This is a genomic window from Delftia sp. (assembly GCF_059499305.1).
In genome coordinates this window covers 72,512-88,402 of sequence record NZ_JCABYI010000013.1, presented here as the reverse complement: position 1 = coordinate 88,402, position 15,891 = coordinate 72,512, and the positions used below count along the sequence as shown (strand labels likewise).

Below are 15,891 nucleotides of genomic sequence, written 5' to 3'. Positions count from 1 at the left end.
TGGTGGTGAAGGGAAAGCGGGCCAGATCGGACAGCGTGCGCAGGTCGGACGGATGCACGCCCTTCTCATCGAAGGCGCGGCGGTAGTGCGGCACGTTGTCGTAGGCATGCTGCAGCGACCAGCGCAGGCGCTGCAGCTGCAGCGAGGCGATCTCGTCGCGGCTGGCAGTTTCGATGGGGTCGAGTTCGCCGGGGGCGGGGCGCAGGTCTTTGTTCATCGGGGTTCTGGCGTCGTGAGGCAAGGGGTTCAGAATAATTGACCGACCGGACGGTAGGATTATAAGATGCAGCTTTCTTGAGCAACAAGGCTTGTTGTCCGGTACTAACCCTGATAGCGACGCCACATTCCAACCCAGGAGACATCCCATGCCCGCCCACGCCCTCTACGAACGCCACCGCCCCCTGCTCGACGACGCGCTGCAGGCCCTGTCCCGCCGGGGCCACTGGTCGCCCTTTCCCGAAGCGCCTTCGCCCAAGGTGTATGGCGAGACCGCCCAGGCCCAGGGCCACGCCGCCGTGCAGGCGCTGTTCGGCAAGGACTATCCGCTGCGCCAGCCCGGTGAACGCGCCCGCGTGGCCACCGAGCAATCGCCCTATGGCGTGGCCCTGGACATCCGCTACCCCGAGTGCGATGCCCAGGCGCTGGTGGATGCCGCCCAGGCGGCCGAGCCCGCATGGCAGGCGCTCGGACCCCAGGGCCGCACCGGCGTGCTGCTGGAGGCGCTGACGCGCATCCACCAGCGCAGCTTCGAGATCGCGCATGCCGTGATGCTGACCACGGGCCAGGGCGCGATGATGGCCTTCCAGGCCGGCGGCCCCCATGCCCAGGACCGCGCCCTGGAAGCCATTGCCGTGGCCTGGAAGGCCATGGCCGACGTGCCTGCCGAGGCCGTCTGGGAAAAGCCCCAGGGCAAGCATGCGCCCGCGGTGCTGCACAAGCGCTTCGAGATCGTGGGGCGTGGCGTGGCCCTGGTCATCGGCTGCGCCACCTTCCCGACCTGGAACACCTACCCGGGCCTGTTCGCCGCGCTGGCCACGGGCAACCCCGTGATCGTCAAGCCCCACCCCAACGCCGTGCTGCCGGCCGCGCTCACCGTGAGCGTGCTGCGCGATGTGCTGACCGAGCAGGGCCTGGACCCCAACCTCGTGACCCTGGCCGTGAGCGACAAGCCCGAATTGACCCAGGCCCTGGCCACGCACGCGGCCGTGGCCTCCATCGACTTCACGGGCGGCAATGCCTTCGGCCAGTGGCTGCAGTCCAACGCGCCGCAGGCACGCCTGTATGCCGAGATGGCCGGCGTGAACCTGGTGGTGATCGAGTCCACCGATGCCTACGCAGGCATGCTGCGCAATCTGGCCCTGTCACTGTCGCTGTACAGCGGCCAGATGTGCACCACCACGCAGAACCTGCTGATTCCGGCCGGCGGCATAGAGACTGACCAGGGCCACAAGAGCTTCGAGCAGGTCGGCGCCGATCTGGCCGCCGCCATCGACCAGTTGCTGACCGATCCCAAGGTGGCCTTCACCGTGCTGGGCGCCATAGGCTCTGCGCAGACCGTGGAGCGCGTGGAACAGGCGGCCACCGTGGGCCGCGCCGTGCGCGCCTCGCAAAAGCTCACCCATCCCGAGTACCCGCAGGCCGAGGTGCGCACGCCCGCGCTGCGCGCACTGGACGTGGCGGACGCCGCCATCTACGAGCGCGAATGCTTCGGCCCGGTCTCCTACCTGGTGGCCGTGCCCTCGGCCCAGGCCGCGCGCGAGCTGGCCGAGCGCAGCGTGCGCGCGCATGGCGCGATGACGCTGGGCCTGTACTCCACGGATGCGGCCTTCGTCGATGCCGTGGCGGCCTCGGCGCTGCGCTCGCGCGTGGCCCTGTCCATCAACCTCACGCAGGGCGTGATGGTCAACCAGTCGGCCGGTTTTTCCGACTTCCATGCCACGGGCGGCAATCCCGCGGCCAATGCCAGCTACACCACGCTGGCCTTCGTGGCCGACCGCTTCGTGGTCGTGCAGCGCAGGTGGTGATGGACCGGGCCGAGCCTAGGCCTGGCGGGCCTTGCGCGGCTTCTTGGCGTCCGGCACGCTGACCGCGCGCACGCCGCCGAAGAACAGCTGGGACACCATGGTGCCAATGGCGTCATGGTCCAGCGTGCCGCCCGGCTTGAGCCAGGTGAAGGTCCAGTTGATCATGCCGAACAGCAGCATGGCCAGGGGCTTGCCCAGGGCGCTGTCGGCGGGCTCGCCGCGCACCTGGGCAATGGTCTGCGCAAAGGCCGCGACCACGCGGCGCTCCACGTCCAGGATGCGCTGCTGGTCTTCCTCGCGCAGGAAGCGCACGTCCTCGGTCAGCACGCGGTGGGCATTCTGGGCCTGGGCGTACTCCTGGCCGAAGCCGCGGATCAGCGCATGCAGGCGCTGCTCGGGATCGGCATGGGCCTGCAGGGTGTCGTTGACCAGGGCTTCGAGGCGCAGCACATGCTCTTCGGCAATGCGCACGGCCAGGTCGTGCTTGTCGAGCACATAGTGGTAGAGCGTGGCCTTGGAGACGCCGCAGGCCGCAGCCACCTCGTTCATGGAGGTGCCCGCATAGCCGCGCTGCGCGAACAGCTGGGCGGCGTGGGAGAGGATCATTTCACGCTGGCCATCGTAGCCAGCAGGGTCACGTACGCGTGCCATGCGGCGGCGTCCTTTCGGTAGGTGTCGTTGCCAGGGTCCGCCCGTGCGGCCCGGGCCGGAATTATGGACGGCGCAGCGGCGCGCGCCCCCGCGATTACCAGTTTTCAGGGATATGCAAAGATGCGGGCTTCGCCCACAGTCGGGCGGCCATCCTGCCCCTTTTTACGCCCGCCGCTGCGCACGCCTTTTCCATGCCCGCCCATCTGCTTGTCCCAGAGTCCACGCTTCCGGCCCCGGTGCTGGTGGTGGAGGACGAGCCGCTGATCCGCCAGCGGCTGCAGTCCGTGCTGGGCCAGCTGGGCTACACGCCCGATGCCCTGCTGTTCGCAGGCTCCCTGGCCCAGGCCCGCGCCTGCCTGGCCGAGCCCGTGGCGCTGGCTCTGGTGGACCTGGGCCTGCCCGACGGCAGCGGCATCGACCTGATCGCCGAGATGCGCAGCGCAGACCCGGCCGTGGGCATCCTGGTGATCTCGGCCTGGAGCACGGAGGACGCCATCCTCGCGGCGCTGCGCGCAGGCGCCACCGGCTATGTGCTCAAGGAGCGCGACGACCTGGAAGTGTCGCTGTCCATCCGCAGCGTGCTGCGCGGCGGCGCCCCCATCGACCCCTTCATCGCGCGCCGCGTGATCGCCGAGCTGCAGGGCGCGGCACCGGCCACGCCGGAGAGCAGCGGCACCGAGTCCACGCTGAGCGCGCGCGAAAGCCAGATCCTGCGCCTGGTGGCCGATGGCCTGACCAACCGCGAGATCGCCGAGCAGCTGCACCTGTCGCGCTACACGGTGGAATGCCACATCAAGCACATCTACCGCAAGCTGGCCGTGTCCTCGCGCACGCGCGCCGTCAACACGGCACGCGTGCGCGGACTGCTGGGCTGACGGCCATGGGCGGGTGGCGCCGGTGGTTCGGCCCGGTGCGGTGCCAGGCCCTGGGCCTCGCCCAGGGCCTGGCGGTTCTCCTGTGCAGTAGCTGCGCCTTGGCCCAGGCCTGCCTGCCGCAGGTCCTGTCCATCCAGTCCGCCAAGGCCGCAGGCCTGGGACCGCCGCCCATCGCCAGTGCGGTACGCGACTGGCACAACGTGACCCTGCCCGACCACTGGCTGGACCGCTGGCCCGGCTACAGCGGCGCCGTCTGGTACCGCATCGACTGGCAGCGCGGCTGCGCTCACGCCGCTGCCACCGCTCCCGCCGCCGCCGATCCCGTGGCGCTGGCCCTGCACTCCATGGTCATGGCCGGCGAGGTCTTCGTGAACGGCGACCTGCTGTGGCGCGACCGGCACCTGGTCGAGCCCCTGTCGCGCAGCTGGAACATGCCGCGCTTTTGGCTGCTGCCCGAATCCGCCCTGCATGCGGGCACCAACAGCGTGTGGATACGCGTGCACGGCCTGGCCGAGCAGACGCCCGGCCTGGGCGAGGTGCGCCTGGGCGAGCCCGAGGCGCTGCGCCGGTGGCACGAGCAGACCTGGTGGAACCAGCGCACGCTGTTTGCCATGAACATCGTGGTCTCGCTGGTGCTGGGCGTGCTGTTCGCCTTTGCCTGGCTGCAGCGGCGCGCCAGCAAGGCCTTTGGCTGGTACGCGCTCAATGCCTTCTGCTGGGCGCTGTTCCTGGCCAATATCCTGGCCACCGAGGCCTGGCCCTTCCCCGACACCCTGGCCGTGGCACGCGGCAATTTGCTGGTCTTTTTGCTGTTCGGCCAGAGCTTTTGCCTGTTCACCTGGCGCTTCGGCAGGCTGCACCTGCCCCGGCTGGAAAAGCTGCTGTGGGCGCTGACGCTGGCCGGCATGGCCGCCGCCATCTTCGCGCCCTGGCCGCTGGTGGACGGCGTGCTGCACATCGGCCTGGTGTACTTCGGCATCTGCGTGGCCGTGTCGCTGCACTTTCCGCTGCACGCCTGGCGCACGCGCGAGCCGGGCCACCTGGTCTATGCGGCCTGCCTGCTGGTCTTCCTGTGCGCGGGCCTGCACGACATGCTGGCGCTCAAGAAGGTGATCGGCCCCGCCACGCCCTGGATGCCCTATACCGCGCCGCTGACCATGCTGGCCCTGTCCATGGTGCTGGGCCGGCAGTTCGTGCTCAGCATGCGCCGCATCGAACAGTTCAACCAGGAGCTGACCGACAGCGTGGCGCGTGCCTGCGACGAGCTCGGCGGCACGCTGGCGCGCGAGCATGCGCTGGCGCTCAGCCACTCGCGGCTGCAGGAACGGATGCAGCTGGCGCACGACCTGCACGACAGCCTGGGCGGCTCCCTGGTGCGCTCCATCGCCATGGTGGAGCAGGCGGGCGGCCCCATGCACAACCGCCAGTTCCTGTCCGTGCTCAAGCTGCTGCGCGACGACCTGCGCCAGATGATCGACAGCGGCACCAGCGTCTCCGTCACCGTGCCGGACACGCCCCAGGCCTGGATCGCGCCGCTGCGCCACCGCTTTGCCAGCCTGTTCGACGCGCTGGACATGCAGTCCGACTGGCAGGTGCCTGCCGCCTGGCCGCAGCCGCCCGGTGCGCTGCAGTGCCTGGCGCTGACGCGCGTGCTGGAGGAAGCGCTGGCCAATGTGATCAAGCACAGCCGCGCCCAGTGCGTGCAGGTGCAGCTGCAGTGGCCCGAGCCGCATTGGCTGATGCTGCGCATCACCGACGACGGCGCAGGCTTTGACGTGGCCGCCGTGCAGCAGGCCGGCATGGGCGTGGGCCTGCGCAGCATGCAGGCGCGCCTGCAGCGCCTGGGCGGCCATCTGGACATGGATTCGGAGCCCGGTGCCACCGTGCTGGCCGCCTGGCTGCCCGTGCCCGGCGATCACCTGCACGACGGCACGGAGCAGGCCACCCTCAGCGCGAAAAGCGCCCTATCCCCGCACTGACGCCGGCCGGGGTCAGCACATCGTCGAAATACTCCAGCGTGAGCTGGTTGCCGTCGAACGTGGCCTTGGACAGGCTGCCCGGCGAATCGCCCTCGGGCACGAAGCTGAAGACCTCGCCATCCCAGTGGCTGAGCAGCATGCGCTGCGAACCCAGGCTGACCTGCAGCCCCCCGCCACCCGTCTGCAGGCTGACCTGGGCCGGTCCGTAGAAGCGGTTGGCGTAGCTGCCCACATAGGCGCCCAGCGGCCGGGGCGGGCGGGGAAAGCTGGGCCGGGTCTTGCCCACCAATTCGCCATGCGGCTGCATGATGGGTGCCAGCCGCTTGGTCCAGATGCTCTCCCAGTCCTGGCGCTGGCGGCCCCATTCGACCTGGTCCAGGAACTGCGAGACCACGATCTCGGGCACGCCGATGGGCATGCCGTTGGTCAGCACCACGATGCCCAGCTTGAGCTCGGGCATGACGGTGAAGCTGGTCGCGCTGCCCGTGCCGAAGGCGCCCGAGTGGCTGTAGGTGGTGCGCCCCGCCTCGGACACGCCCACGTTGAAGCCGAAGCCGTAGTAGCGGGCGGGCTCGCCGTTGCCGGCCGGCGACTGCAGCATCTGCGGCGACAGCGCCGTGCGCAGGGCCTGCGCATCGACCACCTGGCGGCCCTCGAAGCGGCCCTCGTCCAGCAGCATGGTCATCCAGCGCGCCATGTCGCGCACCGTGGAGCTGACGCCGCCGGCGGCCGACTGCGCATCGGGCCGGCGCACCGGCCCCGTCTGCCACACGCCATTGACGCGCAGGTGGCCGGCCGCGCGGTTGGCGCGCGCCTCGAAATCGGCAAACAGCGAGCTGGTCTGCGTCATGCCCAGCGGGCCGTAGACGGCCTGCTGCGATAGCGCCGCCCAGGACTGGCCCGCGATGGCGGCCACCGCCTCGGCACCCGTGGTCAGGCCGAAGTTGCTGTAGGCGTACTGGGTGCCCACGGGCCGCAGCGGCAGGTAGCGCAGGCGCTCCAGGATCTGGCGCTGGCTGTAGCCCAGCTCCTCCAGCGCATCGCCGGCCTGGCCGGGCAGGCCCGAGCGGTGGGCATACATGTCGCCCACGGTGATGCGCTGGGCAGCGTCGGCATCCTCCAGCGTCCACCAGGGCAGGCCCTGCTGCACGCGCGTGTCCCAGGACACGCGGCGCTGGCCCACCTGCTGCGCCACCACGGTGGCGCCCACGGACTTGGAGACGGAGGCGAGCTGGAACACCGTGTCCGCATCCACGGCCAGCGACGAGCCCAGACGGCGCACGCCCATGCCCTGGGCATAGACCAGGCGCCCTTCATGCACGACCGCCACGGCCACGCCGGGCACGCCCGTGCGCCGCATCTGCGCGCGCACCTGGCCGTCGAGTTGATCGAGCGCACGCTTGACGCGGTCCGTCACGGGCGGATCGATGGGGTCGCCCCAGGACACCTCGCCGTTGCATCCGGCCGTGGCCACGGCGCCCAGGGCCGCTCCCAGAAAATGCCGGCGCGCAAGAATCGATGAAGCCATGGGGTCTCCTGTGGTGCTGTCGTGAAGAACAAAAGGAAAAAGAAAAAGGGGCGGTTGTGCCGCCCCCCGTGACGATAGCAAAACGCGCCGGGCCGCATCCTGCCCGGCATCAATGCCGCGTCAGTGCCGCGTCAGTGCTGCATCAGTGGGGATCCACCGCCGCGATGATGCCGCCGCCCAGGCACACGTCGCCGTCGTAGAGCACGGCCGACTGGCCGGGCGTGACGGCCCATTGCGGCTCGGGAAAATCCAGCCGGAAGCCCTCGGGCGTGGCGCCCGAGATCAGGGCCGGCGAGTCGGGCTGGCGGTAGCGCGTCTTGGAGCCGTAGGCCTTGCCCTCGGCGGGCGCGTGGCCGGCCACCCAGCTGACCTGGTCGGCCAGCAGCGACTGCGACAGCAGCCAGGGGTGGTCATGGCCCTGCACCACGCGCAGCGTGTTGGTGTCCAGCTCCTTGCGCGCCACGAACCAGGGCTCATGGTCGCCGCCGCCGCGCGGCGCGCCCTTTTCCTTGACGCCGCCGATGCCCAGGCCCGAGCGCTGGCCCAGCGTGTAGAACGACAGGCCCACATGCTTGCCCAGCTTGCGGTTGCGGTCGTCGAGGATGTTGCCGGGCTCCTTGCTGATGTAGCGGTTCAGGAAGTCGCGGAACGGCCGCTCTCCGATGAAGCAGATGCCCGTGGAGTCCTTCTTCTTCGCGTTGGGCAGGCCGATCTCCTCGGCAATGCGGCGCACCTCGGTCTTCTTCAGCTCGCCCACGGGGAACATGGCCTTGGACAGCTGGGCCTGGTTGAGGCGGTGCAGAAAGTAGCTCTGGTCCTTGGCCGGGTCCAGTCCCTTGAGCAGCTCGAACAGCTGCGTGCCGGGGTTCTGGCGCACGCGGGCGTAGTGGCCCGTGGCGATCTTCTCGGCGCCCAGGCGCATGGCGTGGTCCAGGAAGGCCTTGAACTTGATCTCGGCATTGCACAGCACATCAGGGTTGGGCGTGCGGCCGGCCTGGTACTCGCGCAGGAACTCGGCGAAGACGCGGTCCTTGTACTCGGAGGCGAAGTTCACATGCTCGATCTCGATGCCGACCACGTCGGCCACGGCGGCGGCATCGACGAAATCGACATTGGACGAGCAGTATTCGCTGTCGTCGTCATCTTCCCAGTTCTTCATGAAGATGCCGACCACTTCATGGCCCTGTTGCTTGAGGAGATGGGCCGTGACAGCGGAGTCCACACCGCCCGACAGGCCCACCACGACGCGGTGTTTAGTCATGGCATCGATTATCCCAGCGCCCTTCAAAGGCTGCGCGCCACGGGCTTTGCAGCCCTGCGCCAGCAGGAATAATGGCCCTCCTGCCCCCTAGGAAACGCCCGCATGCGCTACGACCTGACCGATCTGAAGCTGTTCATGGCCATCGCCCAGGCCGGCAATCTCTCGCGTGCCAGCCAGGCGCGGCACCTGACGCCCTCGGCCGCCAGCCAGCGCCTGCGCAATCTGGAGCAGGCCCTGGGCTGCCAGCTGTTCACGCGCGAGCACAAGGGCATGCGGCTGACCGAGGAAGGCCACGCCATGCTCGAGCATGCGCGCGGCGTGTTCGCCGCCATCGACGGCATGGAGGCCGAGGCCGCCCTGCTGGGCAGCAGCCTGCAGGGCAAGGCAACGCTGGCGGCCAACAGCTCCTCGCTGCACGGCTTCATCGGCCCGCACATCGGCGAGTTCCTGACCGCCTTTCCCGAGGTGAACCTCACCCTGGTGGAGCAGACCAGCGAGACGATTGCCGCCAGCGTGGCCGAGGGCGAGGCCGACCTGGGCGTCTACGCGGGCGAGCCCATGGCGGGCGCCGTGGCCTGCGAGACCTTTGCGCTGGACCGCCTGGTGGTGATCGCCCCGCCCGGCCATCCGCTGGTGCCCCAGCCGGTCGAGAGGCAAGAGGACGGCGAAGGCCCTTCCTGCCGGTTCTTCGACACCCTGTCCCATGCCTTCGTGGGCATGGCGCTGACCAGCAGCAACTACGCCTTTCTGCGCGAGCTGGCCAAGCGCCATGGCCGGCCGCTGCGCTGCCGCATCCACGTGGACGATTTCACCTCCATCGTGCGGCTGGTCTCGCAGGGCGTGGGCCTGGCCATCATTCCGCACAGCATCTACCGCAGGCTCGGCACCGCGCATGCGGTGGCCTGCCTGCCGCTGGAGGAAACCTGGGCACGGCGCCCGCTGCAGCTGGTGCGCTCCAGCGAACGGCCGCTGACGCCCACCGCGCAGCGGCTGCGCAGCTTTCTGAAAGGGCTGGCCGACAAGGCCTAGCCTGGCCCTGCCTGGGTTCAGTGCTGGGCCTGGGCCTTGGCCTGCTTGCGCTCCAGGAAGGCATTCATGTGGTGCTGCGGCTCGCCCGTGTTGAAGGCCGCGCCGAACTCGGCCACGCTGTCGGTGATGGCCGAGTCCACGCCCATGCCCTCCCAGCGGCGCAGCAGGCGCTTTTGCTGGCGCAGCGCCTCGATGCCGATCCCGCCCAGCCCCTCGGCAATCTGCGCGATGCGCGCATCGAGCTGGTCGCCGGGCACGCATTCGTTGAGCAGGCCCCAGCGCTCGGCCTGCAGGGCACCTATGTTCTCGCCCGTGAGCAGCAGCCAGCTGGCGCGCGTGCCGCCGATCTGCGCGGGCATCATGGCCGCGTGGATCACCGAGGGAATGCCGACCTTGACCTCGGGCATGCCCACCACGGCATCATCGGCCGCGATGCGCAGGTCGGCCGCCATGGCCAGCTCCAGCCCGCCGCCCAGCGTATGGCCCTGCAACCGGGCGATCACGGGCACGGGGAAATGCCGCACCGCGTTGCACAGGTCGCGCAGCCCGCTGATGAAGGCGCGTGCCGAGGCGGCGTTGAGCGACGCCATCTCGCGGATGTCGGCCCCCGCCACGAAGGCGCGCGTGCCCGATCCGCGCAGCACCAGGCAGTGCAGATCGGGGCGCTCGGCCAGCTCGGCCAATTGCGCGGTCAGCGCGCGGATCACGGGCGTGCCCAGGATGTTCAGCGGCCCGCCGCCGGTGATGGTGAGCACGGCGGTCTGCGGGGTGGGAAAGGTCACTTGTGCATGCACGGCAGATCTCCTCAAAGTTTCTCGAATCCGATGTCGCGGATCAGCTGGGACCAGGCCCGGTTGGAGCGCTCCACCGTCTGCCTGAACTGCGCAGGCTCCTGGAAGTCCACGACGGCGCCCTGCTGCTCGATGGTCTTGATCAGCTCGGGCTTTTGCAAGGTCTTGCGCATGGCTTCGCTGAGCCTGGCAAGAATGGCGGGATCGAGCCTGGCAGGCGCGCCCAGGCCGTACCAGGACATGTCGTTCATGGGCTTGAGCCCGGCCTCGGCATAGGTGGGCACGCCCGGCAGGGCCGGAAGGCGCACGGGGCTGGACACGGCCAGCGCACGCAGCTGGCCGCCTGCGATCAGCGCGCCCGAGGACGGCATGTTGTCGAACACCACATCGAGCTGCCCCGCCATCAGGTCGTTGAGCGCCGGCCCCAGGCCCTTGTAGGGCACATGGGTGAGGGTGGTGCCCGTGGTGCTGCCGAACAGCGCACCGCTCAGGTGGCTGAGCCCGCCATTGCCCGAGGAGCCGTAGTTGAGCTTGCCCGGCGCGGCGCGCGCCGCGTCGCTGACGTCCTTGGCGCTCTTGTAGGCCGAGCCTGCGCTGACCACCATCACGCCCGGCACGTTGGCGATGTTGGTGATGGGGGTGAAGTCCTTCACCGGGTCATACGCGGGCTTGGCGTAGACGTTGGGGTTCACGGCATGCGAGCTCTCCACCATCATCACCAGGGTGTAGCCGTCGGCCGGCTGCTTGGCCGCATAGGCCGAGCCCGTGCTGCCGCCCGCGCCGGGGCGGTTTTCCACCACCACGGGCTGGCCCAGCGTCTCGCCCAGGTAGCGGGCCGCCACGCGCGCGATCACATCGGTGGCGCCGCCCACCGCATAGGGCACGACCAGGCGTACGGGCCGCTCGGGATAGCTTCCTGCCCCCGCCGCCCCGGCCGCCCCCGCTGCATATGCCAGCGGCATCCCCGCCAGCGCGGCGGCTGCCACGGCGGCCTTCAGTGCTTTCATGCGTTTCGTCATCCTTGTCTCCTTCTTGGCTTGTCGATGTCTAGGGATTCAGAGGTCCTGCGGCGCCGCACCGAGCACGGGCGGCGGCGGCACCTGGGCGCCGCCGCCGCCCGGCACCATGGGGTTGCGCACCAGCCTCAGCGTGCCCAGCTGCGGGTGCTCCACCGTCTGCAGCATCTGGCGGTGCCGGACCTGCGGATGGGCGAAGACCTGCTCCATGGTGTTGATGCAGCCCCAGGGCACCTGGGCGGTGTCCAGCGCATCGGTCAGGGCCTGCAGCGGCCAGCTGCCCAGCGCCGCGCGCAGCAGCGGGCGCAGCTGCGGCATGCCGGTCAGGCGCGCGGCATTGGTGGCAAAGCGCGCGTCCAGGTGCCAGTCCGTGCCCAGCACGGAGCACAGGGCGGCGAACTGCCCGTCATTGCCGATGGCGAGGATGAAATGGCCGTCTTCGCAGGCAAACACCTCGTAGGGCGCGCAATTGGGATGGGCGTTGCCCGTGCGGCGCGGGTTCTCGCCGCTGACCAGGTAGTTGGCCGCCTGGTTGGCATTCATGGCCACGGCCACGTCCAGCAGCGCCAGGTCGATGTGCTGGCCGCGCCCCGTGCGCTGGCGCTGCACCACGGCCGCCAGCACGGCGCTGGTGGCATACATGCCCGTCATCAGGTCCACCACGGCCACGCCCGTGCGCAGCGGGCCCGCTCCCTCCTCGCCATCGGCCACGCCCGTGTAGCCCATGAGGCCGCCCAGCCCCTGGAACACATAGTCGTAGCCGGGCTTGTGCGCAAACGGGCCGCTCTGGCCGAAGCCCGTGATCGACAGGTAGATCAGCCCGGGGTTGATGGCGGCCAGCGCCGCGTAGTCCAGCCCGTGGCGCGCCAGCGCGCCGGCCTTGTAGTTTTCCACCAGCACGTCGGCATCGCGGATCTGGCGCAGCAGCCAGGCATGCGAGGCCGGCTCGGTGAAGTCCAGCGCCACCGACTGCTTGCCGCGGTTGCAGGACAGGAAGTAGGCCGACACGGCCTCGCCATCGGGCGCCTGCACGAAGGGCGGGCCCCAGGCGCGCGTGTCGTCGCCCGTGACGGGACGCTCGATCTTGAGCACCGATGCGCCCAGGTCGGCAAGGTTCTGGGTGCACCAGGGTCCCGCCAGGATGCGGGACAGGTCCACCACGCGCAGGCCGTCGAGGGCGCTGGACAGTCCATGGGTTTGTTGCATGGACTCCATGCTCGCGGCATGGCGCGCGGTGGTCCATCGGTCATTGCTTCACGCAGCGTTCGCGGAAACTGCATGCCCCGCGAAGGGGATGGCTTCCTCCACCGTTTCCCAGATGAACCGGCCCGACGGGCTTTGCTGCTCCTCCACCACATGCGCCACCAGCCCGGCCGCCCGCGAGATGACGGCAAAGCCGCGCATCACGGCCGTGGGCACGCCGATCTCGCCCAGCAGGGCGGCCACGGCCCCCGTGGCATTGATGGTGATGGGCCGGCCCGCTGCGGCGTCCACGGCGGCAGAGAGGATTTCGAGCGCGCGGATTCTGCTGCCCGCCAGCTCGGGTTCGGCGCGGCCCATGTCCAGCAGCTTGTAGGCGCGCGGGTCCACGGGCTTGTGCAGGTGGTGGCCGAAGCCGGGCACGGGGCTTTTCAACGTCTTGTGGTGCCGGGCGATGGCGCGGGCCTCGCCATCAGGATCGGCGGCGGCGGCGATGCGGTCGAGCAGCGCGGCGCAGTTCTCCATGGTGCCCACGAAGGAGCTGCCCACGGCCAGCAGGCCGGCCGAGACGGCGCCCTGCAGGTTCTCGGGCGCGCTCATGTAGATGAGGCGCGTGGCGATGGCGCTGGGCGTGAGGCCATGCTCCATGAGCACGATGAGCACCACATCGGCGATGCGCAGGTCCACGGGGCGCGGCGTGCGGCCCAGGATCTGCATCAGCATCACCTCGGTGAAGGTCTTCTTGCCCATCAGGTCCTCGACCAGGTCGGCATCGCGGTAATGCAGGCTGGTGAGGGTGTGGGTGCACAGGCGGGTGACGGGGGGTTGGGGGGTTGCCATGGCCAGGGTCTCCTTGTGATGGTGTGCGGGATCAGCGGGGTGCCAGCGCAAGCTCGCGCACGGCCGTCTTGAGCAGCTTGCCCACGGGCGAGCGCGGCAGGCTGGCGTGAAAGTGGATGCTCTTGGGTGTCTGCACGGGGCCCAGGCGCTGGCGCACGAAGGCGATCAGTTCGGCCTCGTCCGGCCGCTGGTCGGGGCGCAGTTCGGCGCGCAATTGCACGGCTGCCTGCACGGCCTCGCCCCAATGGTCGTCGGGGATGCCGAAGACCACGCACTCATGCACGGCCGGGTGCTGGCCCAGGGCGTTTTCCACATCCACGGGATAGACGTTGAAGCCGCCCGTGATGACCAGGTCCTTCAGGCGGTCCTTGAGGTGCAGGTAGCCCTGCGCATCGATCAGGCCCCGGTCCCCCGTGTGCAGCCAGCCGTTCACCAGGGTCTCGGCCGTCTTGCCGGGCAGGCGCCAGTAGCCGCTCATCAGCAGATCGCCGCGCGCCACGACCTCGCCCACCTCGCCCCGGGGCAGCAGGCGGCCGTCGGGCGCCATGATGGCCAGGTCGCTGAACCAGGTGGCCCGGCCCACGGAGGTCCACAGGCCTTCGTCCTCGAAGTCCTCGGGCCGCATGGCCGTGAGGATCTGCGGCGCCTCGGTCTGGCCATAGGTGGTGGCCAGCACGGGGCCGAAGAAGGCGCGCACCTGGCGGATTTTCTCGGGCGGCATGGCGGCGCCGCCGTAGATGAGGCGGCGCAGGGCGGGGAAGTCCGCACGGCTGGCGCCCGGCAGCGCCATCAGCATGTAGATCAGGGTGGGCGGCATGAAGCACACGGTGCCGCCGCGCAGGGCAAAGGCGCTGCGCACGGCCTCGGCACCCGCACCGTCGAGCAGCACATGGCAGCCGCCCTGCGCCAGGATGGGCAGCAGGTAGGTGGACGTGCCATGCGTGATGGGCGCGGCCATGACGTAGCGGTCATGCTCATCGAACCCCCAGGCCTGGATCTGGTTGGCAATGCCGGCCATCCAGGCGCGGCAGGGCTGCATCACGCCCTTGGGCAGGCCCGTGGTGCCGCCCGTGAACTTGATGGCCTGGATGGCATCGGCGGGCAGTTCGGGTGTCACAGGCAAAGCGCCGGTCTGCGCCTGCTCCAGGGCCGCCGTGCCCTCGCCCAGCACCAGGTGGATGCCCGGCGCCCCTTGCACCAGCGCAGCGCCACCCGCATCGCACAGCACGATGGAAGGCTCGGTGGCATCGATGATGCGGCGCACCTCGGACTGCGTGCTCTTGGGATTGAGCGGCACCCAGACCTTGCCGCTGGCCATCACCGCCAGCAGGGCGGCGATATGGTCTGCGCTGTTGCCCGCGCAGATGCCCACGCGGCTTTGCACGGCAGGCTCCAGCGCCTGCAGGCCGGCCGCCAGCGCGGCCACCTTGCGGGCCAGCGCGTCATAGCGGATGCAGCCGCCCGGTGCGTCGATGGCGATGCGCTGCGGCCAGCGCTCGGCCGCGCGCCAGAAAAAATCAATGGGTTGCATGGGGGTCGTCTCCTTGTGGGGCGGTTGTGTCGAGCTTGTGCCGAACGTGTGTCGAACTACTGGGCGGTGGCGCCCGAGGCCTTGACCACCTCGCGCCAGCGCCTGATCTCCGACGCCGCAAAGCTGCGCATCTGCGCCGGGGTGCCGGGCTCGGGCGTGGCGGCCATCTCGCCCAGGCGCTGGCGCAGCTCGGGTGCGGCCAGGGCGGTGTTCAGGGCATGGTTCAGGCGCTCGATCACGGCGGGCGGCGTGCCCGCAGGGGCGGCCAGGCCGAACCACGACTGCACGTCGAAGCCCGCATAGCCCGACTCCGCCAGCGTGGGCACATCGGGCAGCAGCGCCGAGCGCCGGGCGCTGGTGATGGCGATCGCGCGCAGCTTGCCGGCCTGCACGTGGGGCAGGGCCGAGGGCGCGTTGTCGAACATGGAATCCACCTGCCCGCCCAGCAGGTCGGTGATGGCCGGTGCGCTGCCCCGGTAGGGCACGTGCAGCATGCGCAGGCCCGACAGCTGCCGGAACATCTCGCCCGACAGGTGGATCGACGAGCCGCTGCCCGACGAGGCGAAGCTGATGCCCTGCGCACTCTGCCGGGTATGGCGCACATAGTCGGCCACGTTCTGTATGGGCAGGCGCGGGTTGACCACGAGGATGTTGGGAATCTTGGCGATCAGGCCGATGGGCTCGAAGTCCTTGACCGGGTCATAGCCGAGCCGGGGGTAGAGCGAGGCATTGATGGTGTTGGCAATGGTGTAGACATACAGCGTGTAGCCGTCCGCAGGCGCCCGCGCCACGGCCTCGGCGCCCACATTGCTGTTGGCGCCCGTGCGGTTGTCCACCACCACGCTCTGGCCCAGCTGCTCGCCCATCCTGGCGGCCACCAGGCGTGCGATCACGTCGGTGGCGCCACCGGCCGCATAGCCCACCACGAGCCGCACGGGCCGGGCCGGCCAGGCCGCCGGCTGCGCCAGCACGGGCGCGGGCGCCAACGCCACGGTCGCGACGGTCGCGGCGGCCATGCCGGCCAGTGCGCAGGTGAAGGAACAGGCCAGCAGGCGCCGGCGCGCCCACGGATTGAAACGGGCAGGGGTTGTCATGTCTTGTCTCCAGGTGATCGTTCTGATGTCCGCTGATGTCTGCTCATGTCTGCCTGTGTGGGCTTTCGACGG

13 protein-coding genes and 1 pseudogene are annotated in these 15,891 nt (G+C 69.9%); 4 read left to right on the top strand and 10 right to left on the bottom strand.

The features are described 5' to 3' along the window. Positions 1-217: pseudogene (locus AC5I49_RS09670) on the bottom strand (phenylacetate--CoA ligase); the annotation flags it as partial. A 148-nt stretch (positions 218-365) separates the two neighbouring features. Here AC5I49_RS09670 and paaN point away from each other — a divergent pair. Then, the gene (paaN, locus tag AC5I49_RS09665; RefSeq protein WP_392459069.1) at positions 366-2,024 is read left to right on the top strand and encodes a phenylacetic acid degradation protein PaaN; all 1,659 of its coding nucleotides are present in this window, start codon (positions 366-368) and stop codon (positions 2,022-2,024) included. A 15-nt stretch (positions 2,025-2,039) separates the two neighbouring features. Here paaN and AC5I49_RS09660 read toward each other — a convergent pair whose 3' ends face one another. Next, positions 2,040-2,675, bottom strand: a complete 636-nt coding sequence (locus AC5I49_RS09660; RefSeq protein ID WP_016449579.1) for a TetR/AcrR family transcriptional regulator — start codon at positions 2,673-2,675, stop codon at positions 2,040-2,042. Positions 2,676-2,866: 191 nt separating this feature from the next. Between AC5I49_RS09660 and AC5I49_RS09655 the strand changes: the two genes are divergently transcribed. Continuing rightward, a complete protein-coding gene (locus AC5I49_RS09655) occupies positions 2,867-3,550 on the top strand; it encodes a LuxR C-terminal-related transcriptional regulator (protein ID WP_013804635.1) in 684 nt (227 codons plus the stop codon). Between the two features lie 5 nt (positions 3,551-3,555). Continuing rightward, positions 3,556-5,529, top strand: a complete 1,974-nt coding sequence (locus tag AC5I49_RS09650) for a sensor histidine kinase (RefSeq protein ID WP_495789261.1) — start codon at positions 3,556-3,558, stop codon at positions 5,527-5,529. Here the strand turns inward: AC5I49_RS09650 and AC5I49_RS09645 are convergent. Both AC5I49_RS09645 and mnmA read right to left on the bottom strand, forming a co-directional pair. Continuing rightward, positions 5,498-7,057, bottom strand: coding sequence for a serine hydrolase (locus tag AC5I49_RS09645; RefSeq protein ID WP_353177262.1), 1,560 nt, complete (start codon positions 7,055-7,057; stop codon positions 5,498-5,500). The two genes, AC5I49_RS09650 and AC5I49_RS09645, sit on opposite strands and share 32 nt — an antisense overlap. Before the next feature lie 142 nt (positions 7,058-7,199). Next, the gene (mnmA, locus tag AC5I49_RS09640) at positions 7,200-8,318 is read right to left on the bottom strand and encodes a tRNA 2-thiouridine(34) synthase MnmA (protein WP_016449575.1); all 1,119 of its coding nucleotides are present in this window, start codon (positions 8,316-8,318) and stop codon (positions 7,200-7,202) included. Between the two features lie 102 nt (positions 8,319-8,420). Here mnmA and AC5I49_RS09635 point away from each other — a divergent pair, with 102 nt between their 5' ends. Next, a complete protein-coding gene (locus AC5I49_RS09635) occupies positions 8,421-9,347 on the top strand; it encodes a LysR substrate-binding domain-containing protein (RefSeq protein ID WP_154836190.1) in 927 nt (308 codons plus the stop codon). 17 nt (positions 9,348-9,364) lie between these two features. On the opposite strand, the gene AC5I49_RS09630 is transcribed toward AC5I49_RS09635, so the two are convergent. The 6 genes from AC5I49_RS09630 to AC5I49_RS09605 are packed head-to-tail and all read right to left on the bottom strand — an operon-like array spanning position 9,365 to position 15,819. Continuing rightward, entirely contained in the window at positions 9,365-10,141 is a 777-nt protein-coding gene (locus AC5I49_RS09630) for an enoyl-CoA hydratase (RefSeq protein ID WP_034366441.1), read from the bottom strand. A gap of 11 nt (positions 10,142-10,152) precedes the next feature. Next, entirely contained in the window at positions 10,153-11,157 is a 1,005-nt protein-coding gene (locus AC5I49_RS09625; protein ID WP_065347093.1) for a Bug family tripartite tricarboxylate transporter substrate binding protein, read from the bottom strand. Positions 11,158-11,193: 36 nt separating this feature from the next. Further along, the gene (locus AC5I49_RS09620; RefSeq protein WP_495789260.1) at positions 11,194-12,360 is read right to left on the bottom strand and encodes a CaiB/BaiF CoA transferase family protein; all 1,167 of its coding nucleotides are present in this window, start codon (positions 12,358-12,360) and stop codon (positions 11,194-11,196) included. A gap of 48 nt (positions 12,361-12,408) precedes the next feature. Next, a complete protein-coding gene (locus AC5I49_RS09615; protein WP_495789259.1) occupies positions 12,409-13,194 on the bottom strand; it encodes a citryl-CoA lyase in 786 nt (261 codons plus the stop codon). Positions 13,195-13,225: 31 nt separating this feature from the next. Further along, entirely contained in the window at positions 13,226-14,725 is a 1,500-nt protein-coding gene (locus AC5I49_RS09610) for a class I adenylate-forming enzyme family protein (protein WP_495789258.1), read from the bottom strand. A 56-nt stretch (positions 14,726-14,781) separates the two neighbouring features. Further along, a complete protein-coding gene (locus AC5I49_RS09605) occupies positions 14,782-15,819 on the bottom strand; it encodes a tripartite tricarboxylate transporter substrate binding protein (protein ID WP_495789257.1) in 1,038 nt (345 codons plus the stop codon). Between the last annotated feature and the right edge of the window lie 72 nt (positions 15,820-15,891).

Bases quoted from the DNA above. Each gene is read 5' to 3' on its own strand.
- paaN (WP_392459069.1), top strand. From the start codon at position 366: ATGCCCGCCCACGCCCTCTACGAACGCCACCGCCCCCTGCTCGACGAC.
- AC5I49_RS09660 (WP_016449579.1), bottom strand. From the start codon at position 2,675: ATGGCACGCGTACGTGACCCTGCTGGCTACGATGGCCAGCGTGAAATG.
- AC5I49_RS09655 (WP_013804635.1), top strand. From the start codon at position 2,867: ATGCCCGCCCATCTGCTTGTCCCAGAGTCCACGCTTCCGGCCCCGGTG.
- AC5I49_RS09650 (WP_495789261.1), top strand. From the start codon at position 3,556: ATGGGCGGGTGGCGCCGGTGGTTCGGCCCGGTGCGGTGCCAGGCCCTG.
- AC5I49_RS09645 (WP_353177262.1), bottom strand. From the start codon at position 7,057: ATGGCTTCATCGATTCTTGCGCGCCGGCATTTTCTGGGAGCGGCCCTG.
- mnmA (WP_016449575.1), bottom strand. From the start codon at position 8,318: ATGACTAAACACCGCGTCGTGGTGGGCCTGTCGGGCGGTGTGGACTCC.
- AC5I49_RS09635 (WP_154836190.1), top strand. From the start codon at position 8,421: ATGCGCTACGACCTGACCGATCTGAAGCTGTTCATGGCCATCGCCCAG.
- AC5I49_RS09625 (WP_065347093.1), bottom strand. From the start codon at position 11,157: ATGACGAAACGCATGAAAGCACTGAAGGCCGCCGTGGCAGCCGCCGCG.
- AC5I49_RS09620 (WP_495789260.1), bottom strand. From the start codon at position 12,360: ATGCAACAAACCCATGGACTGTCCAGCGCCCTCGACGGCCTGCGCGTG.
- AC5I49_RS09615 (WP_495789259.1), bottom strand. From the start codon at position 13,194: ATGGCAACCCCCCAACCCCCCGTCACCCGCCTGTGCACCCACACCCTC.
- AC5I49_RS09610 (WP_495789258.1), bottom strand. From the start codon at position 14,725: ATGCAACCCATTGATTTTTTCTGGCGCGCGGCCGAGCGCTGGCCGCAG.
- AC5I49_RS09605 (WP_495789257.1), bottom strand. From the start codon at position 15,819: ATGACAACCCCTGCCCGTTTCAATCCGTGGGCGCGCCGGCGCCTGCTG.